Genomic DNA, 23,341 nt, shown 5'->3' with positions numbered 1-23,341 from the left:
AGGAATAAGATTTTGTGTTGTTTCCCCGCACAAGCAACATTGAGGCAGATTCGAATGAAATATCCAATTCTTGCAGTGATTTTCTTGTCAGTGCTTGCCGGGTGCACAAGTGTTCCCAACGGCCCCAGTGTTGCGGTGATGCCCGCTCCTGGCAAACCGTTCGACCTGTTTGTTGCAGAAGATCGCGAGTGCAGGAAATTTGCGCAGCAATCCATCGGAAAATCGGCCAGCGAGGCCGGCACTGACAGCGAAGTAAAAAGCATGGCTGCCGGCACTGCAATCGGCGCCGTTGCGGGTGCCGTCATCGGAGGCGGCCACAACGGGGCGGGAACCGGCGCGGCCATTGGTCTCCTGAGCGGTGCATCGATAGGCTCGAATGAAGCCCGCTACAGCGAGCGCGAAGCACAGCGGCGTTACGATATTTCCTACGAACAATGTATGTATGCCAAAGGCAATCAGCTCCCCAGTTCATCCGGCTATCGGTCGCGGGCACGCTACGTTCCACCGCCTGCGCAACCTGCGCCGGCATACAATCCGCCACCTCCAGCGCCGCCTTCGGTACAATAAGCACATCGCATCAAGCTTACTTTCATACCCAGAATTCACTTATGCCTCTCAAATCCGGACACCCTGAATTACGTCAATCTTTGCATGGCCTGACCAGAATTTTCAATCGCTATTGGACTCTCGCAGCTGCCAGTGTCCTGCTGATACTGGGTACGTCAGTTTACAGTTTCGCAAAGGAAGGCGAGAGTGCGCCGGGTGCGAATATCCCCCCCATCCCGGTAACGGCAACGGCCGCAAAACAGCAATCCATGCCGGTATGGATAGACATTCAAGGCACGGTCATACCGCTCAATTACGTCAACGTCATGCCGCGTGTGGCGGGGTTGCTGCAAAGCGTTGATTTTCGCGAAGGACAGACGGTCAAGGAGGGGCAGGTGCTGGCCACCATAGACCCGCGGCCCTTCCGCATCCAGGTCGATCAGGCGCAAGCACAGTTGTTGCGGGATGAAGCCCAGCTCTCCGGTGCACAATCCGACCTGGAGCGTTATGAAACGCTGCTGATCCAGGATTCCATTGCAGTTCAACAGGTAGTGGACCAGCGCTCCACGGTGGCGCAACTGAAAGGCACAGTGGCTTCCGACAAGGCAGCGCTTGAAAACGCGCAATTGCAACTTGAATGGACGCGCATCACGTCACCCAGATCGGGTATTGTCGGCCTGCGTCAGGTCGATGTGGGCAACATGGTCGGAACGAACGGGGCGATCGGCGGGGGAGTCAGTGCACTTTCCGGCACGGCTTCGGCTTCTCCCCCCATTGTCACGATCGCCCAGGTACAGCCGATCACGGCAACATTTGCGATTGCGCAAAATCAGTTACCCGCAGTGCTCGACCGCATGCGTAGCGCCAAATTGCCGGTGCAGGCCTGGGACCAGCGCCGTACGACCCTGCTCGACAGCGGCAAGGTGATTGCGGTGGACAACCAGATCAACACCGCCACCGGTACCGTAATGATCAAGGCCCAATTTGCAAATTCACGCCTGACATTGTTCCCCAACCAGTTCGTTAACGTGCGCCTGCTCGTCGATACTGTGGCCAGTGCGATCGTCGTACCTTCGGCAGCCATTGCATCGGGATCCTCCGGCAATTATGTCTATGTGATCGACGATGCCAACAAAGTGTCGGTGCGTCCTGTTACCACGGGCGCGGTCAATCAGGATTACACCGCTGTCAGCACCGGACTCAAGGCCGGTGAGCGCGTTGTTACCGACGGACTCGACAGGCTCAAAGCCGGTAGCACCATACAAGTCGTCGCCCAATATGGCTCCAATAATGCAGCGCCTGCCGACCCGAAAAATCGCGCGAAAGACGGCAAACCTGAAGGGATGCACAACGGTCAACCAAACAAGGGAACCAGCCCATGACCGGCTCGAACACGCCGGACGATTCCGGCGCATCCGGAACAACCCGCGGCGATGAACCCAAACACCCAGCAAATGAAACTCCGGCGCAGCCTGTCGATGAATCGGTTGAAGATTCGACAATCGGAGAACCCAGCCCATCGCGTCTTTTCATACTGCGCCCCATCGCCACCTCATTGCTGATGGTGGCGGTACTACTGGCCGGTTTTGTCGGCTACCGCTTGTTGCCCCAATCCGCACTGCCGGAAGTGGACTATCCGACCATCCAGGTCTCCACGCTTTACCCGGGAGCGAGCCCGGATGTGATCACCTCCTCCATCACCTCGCCATTGGAGCGCCAGTTCGGCCAGATGCCGGGACTGTCGCAGATGTGGTCCAGCAGTTCGGGCGGTGCGTCGGTCATCAACCTGCGCTTCGACCTCAATCTTCCGCTTGATGTCGCCGAGCAGGAAGTGCAGGCGGCCATCAATGCCGCAACCACATTTTTACCCACCGACCTGCCCTGGCCGCCGATCTATGCCAAGGTCAATCCGGCCGATGCGCCGGTCATCACGCTGGGATTGACCTCGGACACGCTGGCGCTCACCCAGTTGCAGGATCTTGCCGATACCCGGCTTGCGCAAAAGCTCTCGCAGGTGACGGGCGTGGGACTGGTGACGCTAAGCGGCGGCCAACGCCCGGCCATACAGGTTCAAGCCAACGGCAGCATGCTGGCGGCACAGGGATTGAGCCTGGCCAGCATTCAGACAGCCATCGTTGCCGCCAACGTCAACACACCCAAGGGCAGCTTCGACGGCCCGAATCGGTCGCTGACCATCAATGCCAACGACCAGCTGCAATCGGCGCAGGACTATCGCGATCTCATCATTTCCTATAACAAGGGCGCCCCGGTACGGCTGAGCGATGTCGCAACCGTGGTGCAGGGGCCGGAAAATTCGCTGCTTGCCGCCTGGGTCAACCGGAAGCCTGGCATCGTCATCAACGTGCAGCGCCAGCCGGGAGCCAACGTGATCGCGGTGGTCGACCACATCCAGAAAATCCTGCCGCAACTGCGGCAAACTCTGCCGGGCGCCACCGACCTGACGGTGCTGTCCGACCGCACGGTGACCATACGTTCGGCGATTGCCGACGTGAAGTTCGAGCTTATGCTGTCGGTTGCGCTGGTGGTAATGGTGATCTTCCTGTTCCTGCGCAATGCGCGTGCCACCTTCATTCCCGCCATGGCCGTGCCTCTGTCGCTGATCGGTACTTTCGGCGTGATGTATCTGGTCGGTTTCTCCATCAACAACCTCACGCTGATGGCAATGACCATTGCCACCGGCTTCGTGGTCGACGACGCGATCGTGATGATCGAAAACATCGCCCGCTATATCGAGCAGGGCGAACCGCCCTTGCAAGCCGCGCTCAAAGGCGCCAAGCAGATTGGCTTCACCATCATCTCGCTGACCTTTTCGCTGATCGCAGTGCTGATCCCCTTGTTGTTCATGGGCGATGTGGTCGGACGCTTGTTCCGCGAGTTCGCCGTCACTCTGGCGGTGGCTATCCTGATCTCCGCTGCAGTGTCGCTGACCTTCACTCCCATGCTCAGTGCAAGACTGCTGCGCCATACGCCGGAAGATAAACAGGGACGATTGCTGCGCTGGAGCCAGCACATGTTCGACCGTCTGATAGCCGCTTACGGAGATGGCTTGCGCTGGGTGTTGCGTCACCAACCGCTTACACTCTGGGTCGCGTTCGGCACACTGGTGTTGACGGTGCTGTTGTATATCGCGATTCCCAAAGGATTCTTTCCGGTGGAAGACACCGGGCTGATACGCGGCATCACCGTTGCGCCGCAAAGCACTTCGTTCCAGGAAATGAACCGGCGCCAGCAAGCTTTGGTCGATGCAATGCTCAAGGACCCTGCGGTACAAAGCATCTCGTCGTTCATCGGCGTGGACGGCAGCAACGCCACGCTGAACAACGGCCGCATGCTCATCAGTCTCAAACCCCTGGAGCAGCGCGGAGATCGCGTTGCCGCTGTGATTGCCCGTTTGCAGCAAGAAGCCGCGCCGATTTCAGGCATCGAGGCTTTCTTGCAACCGGTTCAGGATCTGACCATAGACGACATCGTCAGCCGCAGCACGTACCAGTTCAGCATCAGCGCGACCAGCATGGAAGAGCTCGAAAAATCGAACAACGCCCTGCTTGATAAACTGAGCACGATGCCGCAATTCACCGGCGTGACCAGCAGCCTGCAGAACAACGGCCTGCAGGCATTCGTGGACATAGACCGCGATACCGCATCGCGGCTGGGGATCAGCGTGGCCGCCATCGACGGCGCGCTATACAGCGCCTTCGGCCAGCGCCTGATTTCGATCATCTTCACCCAGTCGACACAATACCGCGTGGTGCTGCAACTTGATCCGAAAGACAGGCAAGGGCTGGATGGCTTCAACAGCATCTACCTGCTTTCGAGCAGCGGACAGGCCGTGCCCCTGTCGCAGATTGTGCGCATCAATCAAAGAACGGGGCCGCTGGAAATCGGCCATCTCGGACAGTTTCCAGCCGCGATGATCTCGTTCGATCTCGCACGCGGCGTCTCCATCGGGGCTGCCGTACAGGCAATACGCGAGGTACAGCAACAATTGAATCTGCCCGCTTCGGTGCCGCTGAAGATGCAGGGCGCAGCGGCTGCCTTCGAAGCGGCGCTTTCCAACCAGCTTTGGCTGCTGCTGGCGGCGGTGGCAACCATGTACATCGTGCTCGGCGTACTGTACGAAAGTTTTGTGCATCCCGTCACAATCCTCTCCACTTTGCCGTCTGCCGGCATCGGCGCTTTGCTGGCACTGATGCTGTCGGGCAACAGCCTGACGGTGATCGCCATCATCGGCATCATCCTGCTGATCGGTATCGTCCAGAAGAATGCCATCATGATGGTGGACTTCGCGCTGGATGCACAGCGCCAGCAAGGGCTGCCACCCGCCGAAGCCATTTTGCAGGCGGCACAACTGCGGCTCAGGCCGATCCTGATGACCACGTTCGCCGCGCTGTTCGGTGCGATACCGCTGATCGTCGGCGGCGGCATGGGCGCCGAGCTGCGCCAGCCTCTGGGTATCACGCTGGTCGGCGGACTGTTGCTGTCGCAGTTGCTCACCCTGTTCACCACGCCGGTCATCTACCTGGCATTTGACCGGCTGGCTACCCGCTGGAAAGTACGCTTCAGCGGCACAGCCTCCGCATCGGAGACAAAGCAGTGAACTTTTCCGCCATGTTCATCCGCCGTCCGGTGGGGACGACATTGCTGGCGGTAGCGGTGGTACTGCTCGGTGCAATCGCCTTCAAGCTATTGCCCGTGTCGCCCCTGCCGCAAGTGGATTTCCCCACCATCAACGTGAATGCCAACCTGCCCGGCGCCAGTCCCGATGTGATGGCGGCAACCGTGGCGACGCCGCTTGAACGCGCACTGGGACGCATCGCGGGCATCACGGAAATGACCTCGACCAGCTCGCTGGGATCAACCAATATCACCATCCAGTTCGACCTGACGAAGAACATCAACGATGCGGCACGCGAAGTGCAGGCCGCCATCAACACGGCCCAGCCCATGTTGCCCACCGGCATGCCGGGCAATCCGACTTACCGCAAGGTCAATCCGGCCGATGCACCGATCATGATCCTGTCGCTGACCTCAAAAAGCCTGTCGCGCAGCCAGCTTTACGATGCCGCTTCGACCATACTGGCGCAGAAGATTTCCCAGCTGCCCGGAATCGGATTGGTGAATGTGGGCGGAGGCGCCTTGCCATCGGTGCGCGTCGATCTGGATGTGGACCAGCTCAACAACATGCGCTTGAGCATGGAACAGGTCCGGCAGGCCATCGTCACCGCCAACATCAATGCGCCCAAGGGAGCGATCGAGGATGCGCTGCATCGCTGGCAGATACAGGCCAACGACCAGCTCACGCTCCCCGAACAATACAACCGGGTGATCGTGGCCTATCGCAACGGCATCCCGGTCCGGCTCGACCAGGTTGCGCATGTCGGCATAGACAGCCAGAACGTGCGCAACATGGGGATGGCCAATGGCGAGCCTTCGATACAGCTGATCATTTCGCGCCAGCCGGGCGCCAACATCATCGAGGCAGTCGAATCCATCAAGGCGGCACTACCAGCGTTCGAGGCGTCGATGCCGCCGGCGGTTGAGGTGCACATGATGTCGGACCGCACCGTCACCATTCGTGCCTCGCTTAAGGACTCCGAACACACGCTGATCCTGTCGGTGCTGCTGGTCGCGATGGTGGTGTTCGTGTTCCTGCGCGATTGGCGCGCCACGCTCATCCCGGCCATCGCCGTGCCCATTTCGCTGGTCGGCACCTTTGCCGTCATGTACCTGATGGGTTACAGCCTGGACAATCTGTCGCTGATGGCACTGATCGTCGCCACCGGTTTCGTGGTCGACGACGCCGTCGTGGTGCTGGAAAATATCATGCGCCACGTCGAGGAAGGCGTCCCGCCGATGCAGGCCGCACTGCGCGGCGCGCGCGAAGTCAGCTTCACAGTGATATCGATGACACTATCGCTGGCGGCGGTGTTCCTGCCCGTGCTGCTCATGGGCGGCATCATCGGTCGCTTGTTCCGCGAATTCGCGGCCACTCTCACCATCGCAATTTTCATCTCGCTCATCGTTTCGCTCACGCTGACGCCGATGCTGGCCTCACGTTTCCTCAAGCAACGCGGCGCATACAAGCCGGGACGCATCGCGGCATGGGGAGAGCGCGGCTATGCAAGATTGCTGCATGGTTACGACCGCAGCCTGACCTGGGCACTCAAACACCATCGGCTGATGCTGGTGGTTTTTTTCGGCACCATAGTGCTGAATGTCTATCTGTACAAGATCGTGCCCAAAGGCTTCTTTCCCACCCAGGATACGGGCGTCATGATCGGCACCATCCAGGCCGACCAGGCGATTTCGTTCCAGGCCATGTCGCAAAAACTTCAACGCATCGTCGAGATCATCAAACAAGATCCGGCGATTGAAAATGTGGTGGCATTTACCGGCGGCGGGAGTACCAACGGCGGCTTCATCTTTATCACTCTGGCGCCCTACAACAAGCGTCCGGATGCGACCGGGGTCATTGCACGGTTGCGGCACAAACTCGCCGAAATTTCGGGGGCACAAGTGTTCATGGCACCCGTGCAGGACATACGTGCGGGAGGCCGCCCTTCGCCCGCGCTTTACCAGTACACCCTGCAAACCAGCGACCTGAACGAACTGCGCGACTGGGAGCCGCGCGTGCTTGCCGCCTTCAACCACATCCCCATCCTGACCGAAGTGAACACCGACCAGCAGAGCAAGGGGTTGCAGATCGAGCTGGTCATCAACCGCGACGCGGCGGCCCAATACGGAATTTCAGTGAGTACCATCGATCAGACGCTCAACGATGCCTTCGGCCAACGCCTGGTCTCGACCATTTATGCGCCGCTTAACCAGTACTACGTCGTGATGGAAGCCGAGGCAAAATACCAGCAGCGTCCCGATGCGCTGAATGACATTTACCTGATCAGCGCTGCCGGCCAGCCCGTTCCGCTTGCCGCGCTGGCTCATTACGAGCCGGATACGACACCGCTACAGGTCAACCACCAGGGATTGTTCGCCGCCTCCACGATCTCCTTCAACCTTACCCAGGGAGCCTCGCTCGGTCAGGCGCAACAGGCGATCGCGGTGGAGATGGCCAAGATCGGCCTGCCCGGCACAATCCAGGGCGGTTTCCAGGGCACGGCAAAACTGTTCCAGGACACGCTCAGCAACCAGCCCCTGTTCATCCTGACCGCCGTTCTGGTCATCTATATCGTGCTGGGAATGCTGTACGAAAGCACCATCCATCCATTGACCATCCTGTCGACCTTGCCTTCGGCCGGGGTCGGTGCGGTCATGGCACTGATGCTGTTCCATACCGATTTTTCCATCATTGCGCTGATCGGCGTGTTCCTGCTGATCGGCATCGTCAAGAAGAACGCCATCCTGATGGTGGATTTTGCGCTGCAGATAGAACGCGAGACGGGAGCGAGCCCGCGCGACGCCATCCACGAAGCGTGCCTGCTGCGCCTGCGTCCGATTTTGATGACGACGCTTGCCGCACTGTTCACCGCATTGCCGCTGGCCATCATCAGCGGCAACGGTGCGGAACTGCGCCAGCCGCTGGGCATCTCGATCGCGGGCGGGCTGATCGTCAGCCAGTTGATCACGTTGTACACTACCCCGGTGATCTACCTGCAACTCGACAAGTTTCGCCACTGGAGTCGCAGCCGTTGGGCGCGCCGCAATCGTCATGCAGCACAACACTAATCAGCACAGGAAACCGGCATGAGTCCGATCAAAACCTTTACCGCTTTATTATCCAACCGGCGACCGGCATCGACATGTGTCGAATTGTCACGTCAGCCAGTCATCCTCGGCATCAGCCTGTTGCTATCGGCCTGTGCGGTGGGTCCGGACTATGAGCGGCCCGACATAAAATCACCGGCACAGTTCAAGGAAAACAAGGGATGGGTGCAGGCCGCACCGCACGCCGTATCGGCACAAGGTGCGTGGTGGACGATCTTCGGCGACGAGACGCTGAATGCGCTGGAGCTGAAAGTAATTCAGGCCAACCAGAGTCTGCGCGCGTCGTATTACGCCTATCAACAGGCGCTGGCACTCACCGATGTGGCGCGTGCAGCCGAGTACCCCACGCTGGGCGTAACAGCTTCATCCACCCGTTCGTCCTTTGGTGGTGGTGCCACCACCACCACGATAGGAGCGACAGGGCCATCCAATGTCATAGCAGGCAAATCACTGGCTTTCAGCGCCAGCTGGGTGCCTGACTTCTGGGGCAAGGTGCGCCGCCAGGTCGAAAGCAATGAAGCCAATGCCGAGGCCAGCCAGGACAACCTCCTGGCTGCCCAGCTCAGTCTGCAAACCACGCTGGCGCAAAACTATTTCCAGATACGCCAGGTCGACAGCCAGATCGCACTGGCACAGGATACCGTAGCGGCGTATGAGAAATTCCTGCAAATGACCCAGAACCGTTATGTTGCCGGTGTTGCCACCAAGGCCGACGTTGCCCAGGCCCAATCGCAATTGGCCAATGCGCGGGTACAGCTTGCCTCTTTCAACGTGCAGCGCCCGCAGTTGGAGCACGCGATTGCCGTACTGATCGGAGAAGTCCCGGCCAATTTCAATCTGCCTCCCATGCCGAGCCTGCCGCCGCCCCATGCCATACCTGCCGGACTTCCGTCGCAATTGTTGCTGCGTCGTCCCGACCTGGGAGCCTCCGAGCGACAAGTAGCTGCGGCCAACGCACTGATCGGCGTGGCCAAATCGGCCTACTTCCCCAGCCTGACACTCTCGGCACAACGCGGCTGGAGCAGCTCTGCCACTTTTTCAAACCTGATTTCCGCACCGAATGCCTTCTGGTCGGTCGGGCCATCACTGGCGGAAACCCTGTTTGAAGGGGGCTTGCGCCGAGCGCAGGTCGCGCAAAGCGAGAATGCATACCAACAGGCAGTTGCTCAATACCGGCAGCTCAGCCTGCAGGCCTTCCAGCAAGTCGAGGATCAGCTTGCTGCACTGAGCGCACTCTTCGAAGAGGCGAAATTGCAGCAGGAAGCTGTCGCGGCGGCGGAAGAATCGCTGCGCCTCGCAACCAACCAGTACAAGTCCGGTACCGTGTCCTACCTGAATGTGATCACCGCCCAGACGACCGCCTATACGGCGAACAACCAGAATCTTCTGATCGAAGGACAGCAACTCACGGCGAACGTGGCTTTGATTCAGGCATTGGGCGGAGGTTGGGAAAACGAAGTGCAAGCTGCCGAGGTGCAACCAGCTGTTTCAGGCGTTGGCACTGCACAGCCGACAACGACTTCCAAGTAGGTGATAGGCTCAAACCTGAACTGCTTCAAACTGTCAGATTGCTACAACCACCTTTGCGATCTCACTTCCATGCAATTTGAAACTGCGTATTCCGTCGAATCTAATCACTGAGTCCGGCAACGTAATCACTCAGTCCGATTATTCTGCGCAGTCGGCTACTGTGAGTGCATTGCCGACGTATTGCGGTGAGGCTAACACCCATCCCGGGATTCCGCCATCGCCCCCAAGGAGCCAGACGAACTAGTAATTTCGACGCCCGAAACCAGACAGGCGTGTGATACCGCAACCCATACCCGACCTTTGAGGTGGAGAATAGGAGACCTCCAATTCAATGAAAATTGGTGAGTCTAAAAGACTCTTCCTAACCCTTACCTGCCGTTGAGCTCTAATCTTTCGCTTCGCGAAAGCGGCCATTCACCCTGATTCCGCAAGCTACCCATTTCCGCCATTACGGTTGGAGGAAAGCGGGCACTCATCGCGTGCTTGCCAACAACACAGGCGGCTTGGTGTCCATCCAGCGCTTAGAACGAAGGGCCGCCTTGCCACAGGGTATGTTGTTCGGTCAGCTTCCACTCTCCATCAAGCCTCTTAAACGATAGTCCAATCCCCTCGCCGACACCGCTCTTGTGGAGCAGCTCAGATTTGTACTTGCCGTTAACGTACCAAGCTTCCGCATACACCAATGCGCGGTTTCCTTTCCACGCTGGATGCGCAAATTTGACGATCAAGATCGATGATGAGGCACCCAGTTGTTGAATCCGAGGCAGCATTTCACTCTCGCTGATGATGCCTAGGTTGACGATGCCATCGCCCAGCTTTACATCGCCAAAACTCCATGGCTCCAACTTATCGAGTAGCCTCTGGCGCTCAGAATCGACGTCATCACCGTCAGTTGAGTACAGATTTCTGTAGATGAGTGCCAGTTCTAGTTCACATGACACGCTGCTAAGTTGCTGCGAGAACTGAAAGGATGGATTGTGGTTCGGCATCTTTGCTCTGCCCATGTCATTTGCGGTAAGGGCCTTATCGAGCACGGCACCCTCCGTTGGCTTTTCATGGCCAATCACAGCCACAAAGGATTTTTTAAGAAGTTCCTCATCCCACGTGCTGTACGTATCTGCCGCATATGCCTCGTGGAAGATTGCTGTCATTAAGACCATTAGTGCCCACATTATCTTTTGCATCACCCTTACCTCATGCAATCATCAAGTTCTAGCCGCCTTTAAGGCAATTTGCCTTCGCGAAATTTTTAGCCTGTAGCAAGTCCCAAGAAGGTGACAGGGAGATTTCGAAATATCCAACCATTGATTCGCTGCATAGCAGCATGGTCAGTTTTGTATTTGGCTTCGAACCATAGTGACATAATCCCACATTTACCTCACCTCGACCCCATGGGGTTGTAAGGATGAACGGGCAGTCTTGCAGATGGATATTAATTTCGCGGAGATCGATCCTGTCCTGGAAATCTTTCTTTATCCCTTCTACTTTTCGTGGCTCCATGACCAGCTCAAATGTCTCCGCGGAATTTTCCTCTTCACGTCCAGCATTCAGCCCACTTAAATAAATGATGCGAATGCGATAAGCCTCATCCACGCAGTCTTCATCACGACATGCATTGCGGATGTTCGAGAGCCAGAGCCGCTGCTCCACCATCAGGGATTCGCGCTTGGCGATGTCTGTCCGATTGTCCAGCGCCTTCTTGTAGACATCGGCGAGCTCATCGTCCAACCTGGACAATGCATGGCTGGCACAGACCATTTTTTCGGTTTTGGTGGCAGCCTTGTTGCAATCAAAGCTTGCCGCATGCGCCGCTGTCATCAAAGCCAGGTAGCCCAGAATAATCCATGCGTTTCGTTTCATTCCGCCCCCTTTGACGATGAAGTCTTTTCGTTGAATGACCATTAACAATTTCGACTGACCGAAATGGGCAGGCGTCGGCCGATCACGTTGACAAATTGCCCGCCGTAAAGCCGCCGCATCCTAATGTCAGCACCTGGCCGATTTGCATCTGTCATGTATTACTTATGCCAGTGTCGGCAATGCGCTCAACTTCAGTCACTCAACTTTCATTTGGTTTCTGAATAATGCGAGCGGAGATTTCAGCCGCCTTGCCGGTATATTTAAAACAACGTTGTTGCCCCAAACGATTATCGCGAAACGTTGCTTGTCCTTCCGGAGTATTTAGGTCGCAACCTAGCAGAACGTGACAATCACGAGCTCCGAATTCCTGTTCAAATTCTTCAATAAGGCGCTGAGTAGCGTCATATGACGGCTTTACCGAGTCATCTGCTTTTGATCGGCCAAGAGCAAGGCTAACACCCATAATCGCACCAGTGAGAGCGCCACAAGTTCCGCTGGTGCGTGCCATGCCGCTGCAAAAAGCAGTCGCCATTTTTGGCAACAATTCAGAATTCACGCCCTGAGCTTTGGCAAGTGCAAGCAAAACGCTTTCTGCGCAATATAAACCAGAGCTGAATGATTCCTCTGCGGATTCTCGGACATTAGCAACGAATTGTGATTCCATGTTGACTCCTAAGTATTACATTTCGGTGAGTTTTTATAACTGCTTGGCTTGTCTGTTCTTGGCCGGTTTTTGTCCTACGACGATATTACCTGCAAGCGTCCACTCCGCACCAGTTTTCAGCCCTTCGTATTTCATTCTTTCATCCGTCTCAGCGTAACCCATCGCGTTCATTTTGGTATAAACATTTTCCTAAAATCCGCAATCTTTTGAGCCTTTACGACAAAACCAAGGTTGTTCGGAATCTTGGACAAGCTGATGGGCATTTGGGCTAATGGCACCTCGATGGTTTGAATTTCTCCCTCGGCAACATGTTGAGGGCCAGCAAACAAGACACCAAGTAAAATGACGCGACCTCCACCTAAGTTGAGATTACCTTTTGCATCAAGGTAGCCGCCTTGGTCAAAGATGAGAACTGGGCTTCCACTTGATCCAGGAAAACAAGCGCAGTCGATCACGAATATTGGGAGTCCGTTGTAGTCATGCTTTGGGTTCGTAGCTGTAATGCCGCGCCTCACGATTGGCATGTTGTTCTTTTCATCCCAAATGCCGTTCGGGTAACCAATCATGGTTATGTTATCGAGACCAGATAGGTCGGCGAGCTTTTCAGGGGTGGCAAGTAGATCTTCTCCAATCGGTGGAGCGAAGAACTTGATGCCTTTTGCTTCGGCTTGATGAATAAGCGGAGCCATTGGAAAAGCCGCCAAATCGACGTTTTCTTCAGGATGTTTTATCCAAAGACTCTCAAAATTATCGAGAACTATTCGCTCTGTGGCACCTAAGATTGGCTCACCCTGATCGTTCATTTTCGTTAGAACGAATGTACCGACCTTCGACTGATTTATTACGTGCTTGTTGGTGACGATTAATGGGACGTGTGTTTTGTCATCGACTTTGAATGAGAAAAAGAACCCAGTTCCAGTAGATGTGCGATTGCCGTCCAGCATGCATTCAAGCCGGACAGTAGTGTGCATTAGTTTTTCAGCGGGAGTCATAGGCGTTGAACGATTGACTATTATTAGACGGGCGCACTCTAGACTGCAAAGCGCAGTAAGGCAATATGCTAAACGGTCTATATATCTTCAGCGATTGTACGAACTGTAGGACACCTACGAACGGCTGTTGTTGGCCGCATTCTGCCTGTTTACCTTCACTTACACCACCGTCTGCTCATCACCTAAAAGCGGACCAGGCATGCCTTATCTCACAAGCCAAACTCAATTCCAACCGAGGCTCCGATAGATCGCTCGCCATTGCTTTTCCCGATTCCGTATCCAAATTCTGGACTGATATACCACCCGATGTTCTTGGTAGGCCAAAACATTAAATCAAGGGCAAATGCTACTCCGAATGAAGTTCCAGTATCTACACCTCGATATTTCCGACCTATCTGTGGCCCGACCCCGATCATGATTTCGGTTGTAGAGGACAGGTGGTAAGGCTTCTTGAACAACACCTCGCCACCCAGCTCCCGTTGGCCCGCGGAATTCAACGACGTTGCACCAACTTCTATCTCGAGAACATCTTCGATAGGTGTAAATTCAACAGCAATAGTGCCGCCGTTGTTGGATGTTTTGTTGTTCAGATTTCGTTCGACTGCCGGGCCTACTTGTAGAACGATAGAATGATCCTCATTTTCCGCGACCTCCTGACACATAGCGTGATGAGGAACGACGACTAAAACTCCTATCACAGCAAGTTTTCGCAGATTTATTGCATTCAAAAACGACACCCCGATTAATGAAGTACGACTATTTATTTTGCCAAAAGTCCAATTTGGAGAACGTCTTCGAACGTCTGCAGTTGGTCGTTATTGCCGAATTCTCCTCGCAATTTTGACTGGCGGCAATGTTACGGGGAGCGAACATTGATTATCCCAATTCGAAGCTCCGCAGCACACAGCGGTAATTCATGTTGCCATTCTGTCTGCCGCGAAGCAGCCACTCGTGAACGGCTGCTGGCGAAACTGGGCCTGTCATCTTGACTAGATCGCTACTCATTCTATGGCTGCATTTATGCCCAAAACCAGTTGACCGTAATTTCCGGTGCTCATGATCGGCGGATTGAGGGATCAGATCAAATCGGAATCGCTGATCACGTCCTACCGGAACGGGTGATCACGAGTGGCCGGAATACGCAACTGAGCTTCCCACGCAGATACGGAGATTCCAGGTAAATGATATAGGTGGATTCGCCTGCATGTTTTCATTCGCCCATCAGGAAAGATGATATTTTCAATTCGTTTCTTTCCAGCCCCCACCCAGCGCCTTCAGTAAACTTACTGCCGATTGAAACTGGCCTCCGCGTATCTGTGACTGGACGCGCAAAGCAGATAACTGGTTTTGTTGGACGGTGGCAAGCGTCAGGGCATTGTCCAGCCCTTCCTTGTAACGCAGCAAGGTAATTTCATACGCCTTGTTCTGGTCACGTACCGCTTCTTCCTGTTTTTTTCTAGCTGACTCCAAACCCTGCAGATTGCCCAGTGCATCCTGGGTTTCCTGTATTGCGACCAGTACGGCTTGCCGGTAATTGGAGACGGCTGCGACATAACCCGCCTGCGCAAAATCGACACCTGCACTGATTCTTCCGCCGTCGAACAGGGTCTGGCTAGCTTGTGCGCCGACAGACCAGATCAGTGAGGGTGCTGAAATCAAGTTGGAAAGGCTATTCGATTCATAACCTCCCAATGCAGGCATCAAAATCAACGATGGGAAATATGCCGCCTTGGCTACGCCGATCTGGGCATTGGCAGCCGCCATCGCGCGTTCTGCCGAGGCGATATCGGGCCGCCGCTCAAGCAGATTTGCCGGCACACCCACAGGAATTGGCGGGGTTTGGGCTGGCAGCATGCCGGTGCTCATTTTAAAGCTTGCTGCCGGAACGCCCGTCAGAGTCGCCAGCGTATCTTCACTTTGTTTGCGCTGATTCTTCAGCAATTCAAGTTGAGCCATGCTCGACTCGACCAAGGCGTTCTGGAAGACCACATCGTTCTCGGCAGCCGCGCCGAATTCGTGGCGTATGCGGGTCAAACCGAGTACCTTTTCCTGCAGTTCTATCGAGCCGGAAACGTAGCCGACTTCTTCATCGAGTTGGCGCAACTGGAAATAGGCGGATGCAACCTGGGCAGTCAGTACCAGTCGCACATTTTCGCGATCGGCAGCCGCTTGTTCGGCGCTGGCGCGGGCACTCTCGATATCCCTGCGCACGCGGCCCAACCAGTCGACCTCATAGCTGACAGTCACGTTGGGCCTGAAGTCGTTCTGAACTGTACTGTTATTGGGAATATTGTAAGCAAACTGCGGTCGATTCGCCGAAGTGCGGGTGCGCGAAGCGTCCGCATTAAGTGCGACAGTCGGAAACATGGCCGCGGCGTGCGCGTTACTTTGTGCAAGTGCCTGATCGAGACGCGCCACGGCCACTTTCAAACTCGGGTTGTCCTTAAGGCAATTGACTTCAAGTTCGTCGAGCTGCTTGTCGCCAAAAGCCTTCCACCATTCTTTCTTGGGAACAGCATCGGCAGGACTGGCAGGCTGCCAGTCCTGCCCGCTCTTCCAGCCAACGGGCATGTCGGTTATCGCGGGACGTTTGTAGTCGGGACCGATAGCCGCACAGGCCGCACACAGAAACGGCAGGCCAACCAGAAGCATAATGGGGCGCATGGCTGTCAGCTTCCTTTGGCAGTTTCGGCGGCAATCGCCACTGATTGGCCGTCGCTAATTGAGTCCGGGGGATTCATCACCACTTTGTCGTCCGGTGTCAGGCCCGCTTTGATTTCGACGTCGTGGCCGTAGTCGGTGCCCAGGGTCACGACTTGCAACCTCACCTTGCTGTCCGGTTGAACGATTGCAACCCGGGTGCCGGCAGAGTTGATCAACAAAGCATTGGTCGGCAGGATCAATCCTCGATTTAATTTCAGCGTGAGCGCGACGTCTACGTAGGCACCGGGCAACAGGCCGTGGTCGGCATTCGGCACCTGGATCTCGATCTGCAATGTCCGCGTCGCCGGATCGATTGCACCCGCAGTACGTACAATCTTTCCCTTGACCGGTTTGTCGGCAGCCTCTGGGCGGAGAATGTCCACACTGTCGCCGACGCGTATCCGCTCTGCCCGGTCTTGCGGCACATAAGCATAAAGGCGCAGCCTGTCGATCTGCGCAACAGCGAACATCGTCTGGCCCGTGCCGCCGTTACCGGCATTCATCAGGTCGCCGTTGTCGATATTGCGGCGCGTCACAATGCCATCGAAGGGAGCCAGCACATTGCTGAAGCTCTGCTGGTCGTGCAAGCGCTTGAGTACCGCCTCGGTCTGCTGATATGCCGCAGTCTTCTCGTCATATTCCTGCTGCGAGACAGCATCGTGCTCGCGCAGCTTGCCCCAGCGCTCGTAAGCGATTTTTGCGAGATCGAAATTTGCTTTCGCTTCCTCGACCTGTTTGTTGACATCGGGGATGTCGAGTGTCGCCAGCAGATCCCCTTTCTTCACCGGCTGGCCGATATCCTTGAACCATTGCTTCACATACCCGTTGGTGCGCGCATATATCTGCGCCTCGTATATACCCTGCAATGCACTGGGCAAGGTCAACTTTGATTCGTAGCCGCTGGCACTCGCTTGAACGACGTGTACATGGAGAATGGCGCTTTCTGCAGCCTGCGTCGCCAGCAACTCCGCGTTTGCCCGGCGGACGAGCAGCGCCCACCCCAAGCCCAGCAGCAGCAAAACGACAATAGCCATCGTCACCCAGCGCGCGGTGCGGACAACCTGGTGGCGGCTGCTTTCCTGTGCAGCTCCGTATAGATGAATTTCCGGCAAGCCCTGATGAGAATGTCGCTGATCAGTCATGATTGTGTCCTATGCAGAAGCGGGTGTGGTGGTGGGAGCGCCGTCGCCCTGACTGCGTGCTTTTCGCGCGGCCAGCCATTGCTGGAAAGAAGCAAAGACGACCGGAACAAAAAGCAGGGTCGAAATAGTCGCAAACAGCAAACCGCCTATCACAGCGCGGCCTAGCGGCGCATTCTGCTCCGAGCCTTCGCCGATACCGATCGCCATCGGAATCATGCCAAGTATCATCGCCAAAGCCGTCATCAAAACCGGGCGCAACCGCGTGGCGCCCGCCTCAAGGGCGGCGGAGAGCGGCGGAAGACCGGCATCCAGACGCTGCCGGGCAAACGCAACAACAAGGATACTGTTGGCGGTAGCCACGCCCATCGTCATGATCGCGCCTGTCAGCGCCGGCACGCTCAGGTCTGTTCCGGTCAATATCAACATCCAGGCGATACCGGCCAGGGCAGCCGGCAGTGCGGAAATGATGATCAGCGGATCAATCCAGGACTGGAAGTTGACCACGATCAGCAGATAAACCAGGACGATGGCGCCAATAATGCCGAGGCCGAGACCAATATATGACGACTGCATGGTCTGCACCTGTCCCCGCATCGCGATGCGGCTGCCTTTCGGCAAGGCCGGCTTTGCCTCGTCAATGAGCGCCTGAATTTCTTTGGCCGCAGAGCCGAGATCGCGCCCGCGCACGTTTGCGTAAATATCGACCGACGTCAGGATGTTATTGTGCGTCACGATACTCGGCTCCCTGTACGGGGAGACCTTTACCAGATTGCTGAGTACCTGCGGCGCATTATCCTTTGCGCCGGGGATATTGACCGGCAGATGCATCAGATCGTCGAGAGAGCTGATCTTGTATTGCGGCGTTTGCACCTGGATGTTGTAGACAATGCCATTCGCCGGATTGAGAAAGAAAGCCGGTTGCGTCTGCTGGCTACCCGAGAGCGGCAGCAGAATATTCTGGGCCACGTCGGTGGGACTGATGCCGATGCTCTGCAAGCGGGGACGGTCCATCTCCAGCGCGATCCCGGGCTCATCCAGTCTCTGGTGGACATGCACATCGACGGCCCCATTGACGGCCTTGATCCGGTTCATGAGTTTTCCGGCGAATACAGTGTTCTCGGCAATATTGTTGCCGTATATCTGTACGTCAATCGCCGCGGGAATGCCAAAGTTGAGGATCTGGGCCACGATATCGGCCGGCTGAAAGAAGAACTCGACACCCGGGAAACGCTTGCCGAGTTCCGACGGAATCTTGTCGATATATTCGCGGGTTGGCCGGTGATCCGGGTTGAGCGAAATAAGAATATCTGCATCCAGCGTGCCTATGGTGCCCGAGTTGCTGTATGAAAGATTGATACCGCTATAGGGCAAACCGATATTGTCGATGATCGATGCCAACTCCTTCGCGGGGATTATTTCACGCAACGCACCGTCGACGGCGTCGGAGATCAGTGCGGTGTTCTCTATCCTGGTTCCGGTCGGCACCCGCATGTGCAGCTTGATTTGGCCGGTGTCCACCGTGGGGAAAAGGTCGCGTCCAAGCATCAGGTAGAGGCCGCAGGACAAAAGGCAAAAGCCGAGAAACCCCGCGATAAAACTGCGGCGGTGCGTCAGCAGATGGCTAATCAGAAGAACGTAAACGTTGCGCAATTTCTCGAAACGCCGATTGAACGATTCATGCACGCTGTATACCCACCGTGCGATTCTGCCGGTGCGATTCTGGTGTCCCATCAACAGCAGGGCCAAAGTCGGCACCAGTGTGCGAGACAGCACATAAGACGCCAGCATCGCGAACACCACGGCTTCGGCCAGCGGCACGAACAGATAGCGTGCCACACCTTCCAGAAAGAACATGGGCACGAACACGATACAGATGCACAAGGTCGAGACAAAGGCAGGGATGGCGATTTCGCCCGCACCGTCGAGAATCGCCGTATAAAGGTCCGAACCCATATGCAGATGACGCTCGATATTCTCGATCGTCACCGTCGCGTCGTCCACGAGAATGCCGACCGCCAGCGCCAGGCCGCCCAGCGTCATGATATTGATGGTCTCGCCTACCGCATGCAGCAATATGATCGAAGTGAATATCGACAACGGGATCGAAATGGCGATGATCGAGGTCGTGCGCAAATTGCCCAGGAATAGCAGCAACATCAAGGCCGTCAACCCTGCAGCGATCAGCGCTTCATGAGTCACTCCCTTGATCGCCGTCTTGACGAATACCGACTGGTCTGCCAGCAGCGCGACGTCGACGCTCTTGGGCAACAGTGGAAGTAAAGTCGGCAACCTGGCTTTGAGGTCGTTGACCACGTCGATGGTCGACGCTCCGCCATTCTTGTAGATGGACAAGAGCAGGCCGCGCTGGCCGTTCTGTTTGACGATATTGGTTTGCGGAGAGAACCCATCGCGGACATGGGCGACCTCCCGCAGGAAAGTCGTTGCACCCCCTGCGGTCTTTACGGGCATGTTGTTCAGCCCTTCGATCGTCGTCGGCGAACTGTTCAGGCTGACGTTATATTCCGTCTCTTCTATCTTGGCGGTGCCGGTAGGCAGAATCAGGTTCTGGCTGTTGACCGCATTGATCACGTCCGCCGACGTCAGGCCCTTTGCCAGGAGAGCCTGCATATCAAGATCCACCGACACCAGACGCATCTTGCCGCCATAGGGCCAGGGAACGGCAACGCCCGGGATCGTCACCAACTGGGGTCTCAATGTATTGGTGGCGAGATCGAACAACCCCTGTTCGGGCACATCCCTGCTCGACATACCGATCTGGATCACGGGAACACTCGACGCGGTGTATTTGATGATCAGCGGAGGCATCATTCCCGGCGGCATCTGGCGCAAAACTGTCTGCGAGACCGCCACGATCTGGGCTATGGCGGTCTGTATGTTGACATTCGGTTGAAAGAAAATCTTGACCACCGCAATGCCGTTCAAGGATTGCGATTCAACATGCTCGATGTCGTTGACCGTCGTTGTGAGGATACGCTCATGTACCGACGTGATGCGGTCTGCCATCTGCTTTGGCGCCATTCCGCTGTAGTTCCAGATCACGCTGATGACGGGAATATCTATTTCAGGCAGCACATCTACCGGCGTGCGCAAAATCGCAAGCGGGGTGGCCAGCAGAATGATGATCGCCAGAACTATAAAGGTATAAGGCCTGCGTAAAGCTAATTCAACTATCCACATCGAAAAAATTTACCTTATCTGGTTATCCTGAATGAAGTGACCAAATGAACCGGGACAGTCCATCGGGGCGGCGCTGCTTTTCCAAAAAAATGCGCACCCAAAGTTCAAATAAAGCCTCCTGGCCAGAAAAATACTGTTGCAATTTCCCGGGCATCCAAGGATGGATAATTGCTTTGCCGGCGCCGCCAATAACCGGGATAGTTTTTAACCATGGGGGCATAAGGCCATTTGATGGTCAATATGTATTTCGTTCAATTACGAAATATATATCGAGCCATATAGAAATACAAGAGAACTTGAGTTCAGACTCTGCCTGTCAGACAAAATCTGGAATGCTACAAATGATGTTTCGGCAAAAGCAATGTTGCGACCAATCCCCCACCCTGCGCATTTTTCAGAGTGATATCGCCTCCCTGTTTCCTGGCCATATCTCTCGCAATGGAAAGACCGAGACCGACACCGCCGTGATTCCGGTTGCGCGAAGCATCCAGCCGGTAGAATGGGGCAAAGACCGATTCCAATTGATCCTCGGGAATGCCGGGGCCGGAATCATGAATAGTGATCACGACATTGCTGTCCGTTTCTCCTATGGAGATACTGGCACTTTCTCCGTAGCGCAAGGCATTTTCAATCAAATTTCCCAGGCAACGACGAATGGCGAGCGGCTGCAACTTGATCGGACTTGAATGACCCGACACCGTGATCGATTCCCCGCACTCCTCTGCATCCTCCACCATTGAATGCACCAGCGCTCCGATATCAAGCATGCAATCCGCTTCCGGCCTTTCGTCTCCGCGCAAATAATCGAGCGTCGTATCGATGATGCTTGCCATCTCATTGATGTCTTTCTGGATATCGGCTTGCAACTCTTGCTGATCCATCTTTTCGGCCTTCAACTTAAGGCGCGTGAGAGGAGTGCGAAGATCATGCGAGACGGCAGCCAAAAACCGGTTGCGCTCCTCCATCTGCAGATTGATGCGCGCTTTCATCTGGTTGAATACTTTCGAAGCCTGCCTGACTTCGGAAGGACCGGATGCTTCCTCAATGTTGGGACTATTCAGGTTTTTCCCCAGTTCTTCAGCCGCATTTGCCATGCGTTTGATGGGATATGAAAGCCAGCGGGCTGCAACCCATGCGGTCAATGCGACTGCGCCTAGCCTGACAAGAAGAATGGCATACAACCTGAATGGATCGCGATGTACGGCAGGAGGCGCATGCTCCAGACCCAGCATGATGAAAATTTCCCTGCCTGCGAAAATGCTGACGGAAAGGATGACAAACAAAAGCAAAAAAAGCCGTACAAACAGCGAGTCCGGAATAACCGATTTCATCGGGTTTCCTTCGTATCGAACAAGTACCCCTCGCCCCGAACAGTCTTGATCAGCGACGGTGTGCGCGGATCGTCATTGAGTTTCTGCCTCACCCGGGAAATCAATATATCTATGCTTCGGTCAAAAAGCTCCATGCCTCTGCCCCGCGCCTCATCAAGCAGGAATTCCCTGGTCAGCACCCGGTTGGGATGCTCGACCAGCACGGCAAGCAGGCGGAATTCCGCATTGGACAGCGGGATCACGATCTGATCCGGAGAAACAAGCTGGCGCAAGATCAAATCCAGCCGCCACCCCATGAACTCCGCTTCCTTTTTCTCCGTCAAACTTCCCCGACCCGAACGCGACCTGCGCAGTATCGACTGTATGCGGGCCACCAGTTCGCGCGGCTCGAACGGCTTAACGATGTAGTCGTCCGCACCCACTTCAAGCCCGACAACCCGATCCATGGCTTCGCCGCGCGCGGTCAGCATCAGTATGGGAATGTCCGATTTGACACGCAGGCTGCGGCACAGCGAAAGTCCGTCTTCCCCGGGAAGCATCAGATCGAGAATGACGAGATCGAAGGAGTTCTTTGCCAGGGATTCTTCCATGGCAGCGCCGTCGGTTACGCCGGTGACGGACATGCCAAAGCCCGCAAGGTATTCCCGCAAAAGCTGGCGAATTTGTTCATCATCATCAACTATTAGAATTGAGACCATAGAATCCATACTCGTGATGCGTTAATAGTAAACAAAGCACTTCCTGTATATTCAGATGATTATTCAGAATTTATGGCTGGATATTAGCAACAGAATTATCCTGGCAGGATGTTCCCATACTCGCCTTGCGTTGTATCGGCATAATTTCTTCTTTGTACAAAAAGAGATACAAACAAATTATGCCCTGAGCAGGAGGTTGCACTCCAGCCCGGCTGCGATGACTGAAGGGAAGGCTTCCGGATTTCAATAGCCCCGGAATTTTCACGATGGGCTGCATTGCCGACACCAACCCAGTCCAGGCAAGCCCATTCCTGATCGATTCTACAAAAAACAAACCCGCTCGGCTCATCACCGAACGGGCTGAATTGACATGCACAAGTTTGCTGCTTACTTTTTATCAGCATCCTTTGCTTCTTTATCTGCTTTCTTTTTGGCTTTCTTGGCTGCCTTCTCGGCTTTTTTGGCTTCGGCAGCCGCCTTCTTGTCGGCTTTCTTGTCTGTCTTGGCACCGTCTTTGGCTGCAGAGTCCGTGGTTTCTTTTACAGCCTTCTTATCGGCCTTCTTGTCTTCTTTGGCTGCGACTTCCTTGGTTTCCTTGTCGGCCTTCTTGTCGCCCTTGGTTATTTTGTTGTCGGTTTTTGCAGGTTTTTCATCCTTGCTGACCGTTGTGGCACCGCTCACTGAAAGTTCAGAGCGCATCTTTGCCACCGTCTTGTCGCCAAATCCTTTGACGTTCTTCAGATCGTCCACACTCTTGAACGAGCCGTTCTTGGTACGATAGTCGATGATTGCCTGTGCTTTGGCCGGGCCTATGCCCTTGACCGAGTCCAGCTCTTCCTTGGTTGCCGTGTTCAGGTTAACTGCCGCGAATGCCATGTTGGCAAACGCAAAGAACAAAACCAGTAATGACAAAATCTTCTTCATGCTTTTCTCC

Annotated in this window: 17 protein-coding genes; 5 read left to right on the top strand and 12 right to left on the bottom strand. The window is 55.5% G+C overall.

Annotated features, from left to right (window positions below; translation table 11 throughout):
* Positions 1-54: 54 nt before the first annotated feature.
* Genes QOY30_RS06350 through QOY30_RS06330 form a run of 5 tightly spaced genes read left to right on the top strand, consistent with a single transcriptional unit; the run spans position 55 to position 9,819 of the window.
* A complete protein-coding gene (locus tag QOY30_RS06350; protein ID WP_283743787.1) occupies positions 55-567 on the top strand; it encodes a glycine zipper family protein in 513 nt (170 codons plus the stop codon).
* Positions 568-608: 41 nt separating this feature from the next.
* Positions 609-1,928 (top strand): efflux RND transporter periplasmic adaptor subunit, encoded by a 1,320-nt coding sequence (locus tag QOY30_RS06345; RefSeq protein ID WP_283743786.1) that lies wholly within the window; start codon positions 609-611, stop codon positions 1,926-1,928.
* Positions 1,925-5,164, top strand: coding sequence for an MdtB/MuxB family multidrug efflux RND transporter permease subunit (locus QOY30_RS06340; protein WP_283743785.1), 3,240 nt, complete (start codon positions 1,925-1,927; stop codon positions 5,162-5,164). Before QOY30_RS06345 ends, QOY30_RS06340 begins: the two co-directional genes overlap by 4 nt.
* Positions 5,161-8,250: a multidrug efflux RND transporter permease subunit gene (locus QOY30_RS06335; protein WP_283743784.1), complete on the top strand. Its 3,090-nt coding sequence runs from the start codon at positions 5,161-5,163 to the stop codon at positions 8,248-8,250. The genes QOY30_RS06340 and QOY30_RS06335 overlap by 4 nt, the downstream gene beginning before the upstream one ends.
* 18 nt (positions 8,251-8,268) lie before the next feature.
* The gene (locus QOY30_RS06330; RefSeq protein WP_283743783.1) at positions 8,269-9,819 is read left to right on the top strand and encodes an efflux transporter outer membrane subunit; all 1,551 of its coding nucleotides are present in this window, start codon (positions 8,269-8,271) and stop codon (positions 9,817-9,819) included.
* Positions 9,820-10,340: 521 nt separating this feature from the next.
* On the opposite strand, the gene QOY30_RS06325 is transcribed toward QOY30_RS06330, so the two are convergent.
* From QOY30_RS06325 to QOY30_RS06270, 12 genes are all read right to left on the bottom strand, one after another.
* The gene (locus tag QOY30_RS06325; RefSeq protein WP_283743782.1) at positions 10,341-11,003 is read right to left on the bottom strand and encodes a hypothetical protein; all 663 of its coding nucleotides are present in this window, start codon (positions 11,001-11,003) and stop codon (positions 10,341-10,343) included.
* A 28-nt stretch (positions 11,004-11,031) separates the two neighbouring features.
* Positions 11,032-11,721, bottom strand: coding sequence for a lysozyme inhibitor LprI family protein (locus QOY30_RS06320; RefSeq protein ID WP_283743781.1), 690 nt, complete (start codon positions 11,719-11,721; stop codon positions 11,032-11,034).
* A 157-nt stretch (positions 11,722-11,878) separates the two neighbouring features.
* Positions 11,879-12,343, bottom strand: a complete 465-nt coding sequence (locus QOY30_RS06315) for a C-GCAxxG-C-C family protein (protein ID WP_283743780.1) — start codon at positions 12,341-12,343, stop codon at positions 11,879-11,881.
* Between the two features lie 33 nt (positions 12,344-12,376).
* Positions 12,377-12,514, bottom strand: a complete 138-nt coding sequence (locus QOY30_RS06310) for a hypothetical protein (protein ID WP_283743779.1) — start codon at positions 12,512-12,514, stop codon at positions 12,377-12,379.
* The gene (locus tag QOY30_RS06305; RefSeq protein ID WP_283743778.1) at positions 12,511-13,287 is read right to left on the bottom strand and encodes a S1 family peptidase; all 777 of its coding nucleotides are present in this window, start codon (positions 13,285-13,287) and stop codon (positions 12,511-12,513) included. Before QOY30_RS06305 ends, QOY30_RS06310 begins: the two co-directional genes overlap by 4 nt.
* 257 nt (positions 13,288-13,544) lie before the next feature.
* Positions 13,545-14,063 (bottom strand): hypothetical protein, encoded by a 519-nt coding sequence (locus tag QOY30_RS06300; protein WP_283743777.1) that lies wholly within the window; start codon positions 14,061-14,063, stop codon positions 13,545-13,547.
* A gap of 511 nt (positions 14,064-14,574) precedes the next feature.
* Complete coding sequence (locus QOY30_RS06295; protein WP_283743776.1) at positions 14,575-15,999, bottom strand: efflux transporter outer membrane subunit; 1,425 nt, start codon at positions 15,997-15,999, stop codon at positions 14,575-14,577.
* A 5-nt stretch (positions 16,000-16,004) separates the two neighbouring features.
* Positions 16,005-17,180, bottom strand: coding sequence for an efflux RND transporter periplasmic adaptor subunit (locus QOY30_RS06290; RefSeq protein WP_283743775.1), 1,176 nt, complete (start codon positions 17,178-17,180; stop codon positions 16,005-16,007).
* A gap of 9 nt (positions 17,181-17,189) precedes the next feature.
* On the bottom strand, positions 17,190-20,378 hold the full coding sequence (locus QOY30_RS06285; RefSeq protein ID WP_283743774.1) for an efflux RND transporter permease subunit: 3,189 nt from the start codon (positions 20,376-20,378) through the stop codon (positions 17,190-17,192).
* A gap of 335 nt (positions 20,379-20,713) precedes the next feature.
* A complete protein-coding gene (locus tag QOY30_RS06280; RefSeq protein ID WP_283743773.1) occupies positions 20,714-21,709 on the bottom strand; it encodes an ATP-binding protein in 996 nt (331 codons plus the stop codon).
* On the bottom strand, positions 21,706-22,407 hold the full coding sequence (locus QOY30_RS06275; RefSeq protein ID WP_283743772.1) for a response regulator: 702 nt from the start codon (positions 22,405-22,407) through the stop codon (positions 21,706-21,708). The genes QOY30_RS06280 and QOY30_RS06275 overlap by 4 nt, the downstream gene beginning before the upstream one ends.
* Before the next feature lie 387 nt (positions 22,408-22,794).
* A complete protein-coding gene (locus QOY30_RS06270; RefSeq protein WP_283743771.1) occupies positions 22,795-23,331 on the bottom strand; it encodes a ComEA family DNA-binding protein in 537 nt (178 codons plus the stop codon).
* Positions 23,332-23,341: the final 10 nt, after the last annotated feature.

Source organism: Sideroxydans sp. CL21, assembly GCF_902459525.1.
Classification (GTDB): Bacteria; Pseudomonadota; Gammaproteobacteria; order Burkholderiales; family Gallionellaceae; genus Sideroxyarcus.
This window is presented reverse-complemented; position numbering and strand designations above follow the sequence as displayed.

What these genes read in the sequence shown, in the direction of transcription:
- QOY30_RS06350 (WP_283743787.1), top strand. Translation starts at nt 55, where the DNA reads ATGAAATATCCAATTCTTGCAGTGATTTTCTTGTCAGTGCTTGCCGGG.
- QOY30_RS06345 (WP_283743786.1), top strand. Translation starts at nt 609, where the DNA reads ATGCCTCTCAAATCCGGACACCCTGAATTACGTCAATCTTTGCATGGC.
- QOY30_RS06340 (WP_283743785.1), top strand. Translation starts at nt 1,925, where the DNA reads ATGACCGGCTCGAACACGCCGGACGATTCCGGCGCATCCGGAACAACC.
- QOY30_RS06330 (WP_283743783.1), top strand. Translation starts at nt 8,269, where the DNA reads ATGAGTCCGATCAAAACCTTTACCGCTTTATTATCCAACCGGCGACCG.
- QOY30_RS06325 (WP_283743782.1), bottom strand. Translation starts at nt 11,003, where the DNA reads ATGCAAAAGATAATGTGGGCACTAATGGTCTTAATGACAGCAATCTTC.
- QOY30_RS06320 (WP_283743781.1), bottom strand. Translation starts at nt 11,721, where the DNA reads ATGGTCATTCAACGAAAAGACTTCATCGTCAAAGGGGGCGGAATGAAA.
- QOY30_RS06315 (WP_283743780.1), bottom strand. Translation starts at nt 12,343, where the DNA reads ATGGAATCACAATTCGTTGCTAATGTCCGAGAATCCGCAGAGGAATCA.
- QOY30_RS06310 (WP_283743779.1), bottom strand. Translation starts at nt 12,514, where the DNA reads ATGAACGCGATGGGTTACGCTGAGACGGATGAAAGAATGAAATACGAA.
- QOY30_RS06305 (WP_283743778.1), bottom strand. Translation starts at nt 13,287, where the DNA reads ATGCTGGACGGCAATCGCACATCTACTGGAACTGGGTTCTTTTTCTCA.
- QOY30_RS06295 (WP_283743776.1), bottom strand. Translation starts at nt 15,999, where the DNA reads ATGCGCCCCATTATGCTTCTGGTTGGCCTGCCGTTTCTGTGTGCGGCC.
- QOY30_RS06290 (WP_283743775.1), bottom strand. Translation starts at nt 17,180, where the DNA reads ATGACTGATCAGCGACATTCTCATCAGGGCTTGCCGGAAATTCATCTA.
- QOY30_RS06285 (WP_283743774.1), bottom strand. Translation starts at nt 20,378, where the DNA reads ATGTGGATAGTTGAATTAGCTTTACGCAGGCCTTATACCTTTATAGTT.
- QOY30_RS06280 (WP_283743773.1), bottom strand. Translation starts at nt 21,709, where the DNA reads ATGAAATCGGTTATTCCGGACTCGCTGTTTGTACGGCTTTTTTTGCTT.
- QOY30_RS06275 (WP_283743772.1), bottom strand. Translation starts at nt 22,407, where the DNA reads ATGGTCTCAATTCTAATAGTTGATGATGATGAACAAATTCGCCAGCTT.
- QOY30_RS06270 (WP_283743771.1), bottom strand. Translation starts at nt 23,331, where the DNA reads ATGAAGAAGATTTTGTCATTACTGGTTTTGTTCTTTGCGTTTGCCAAC.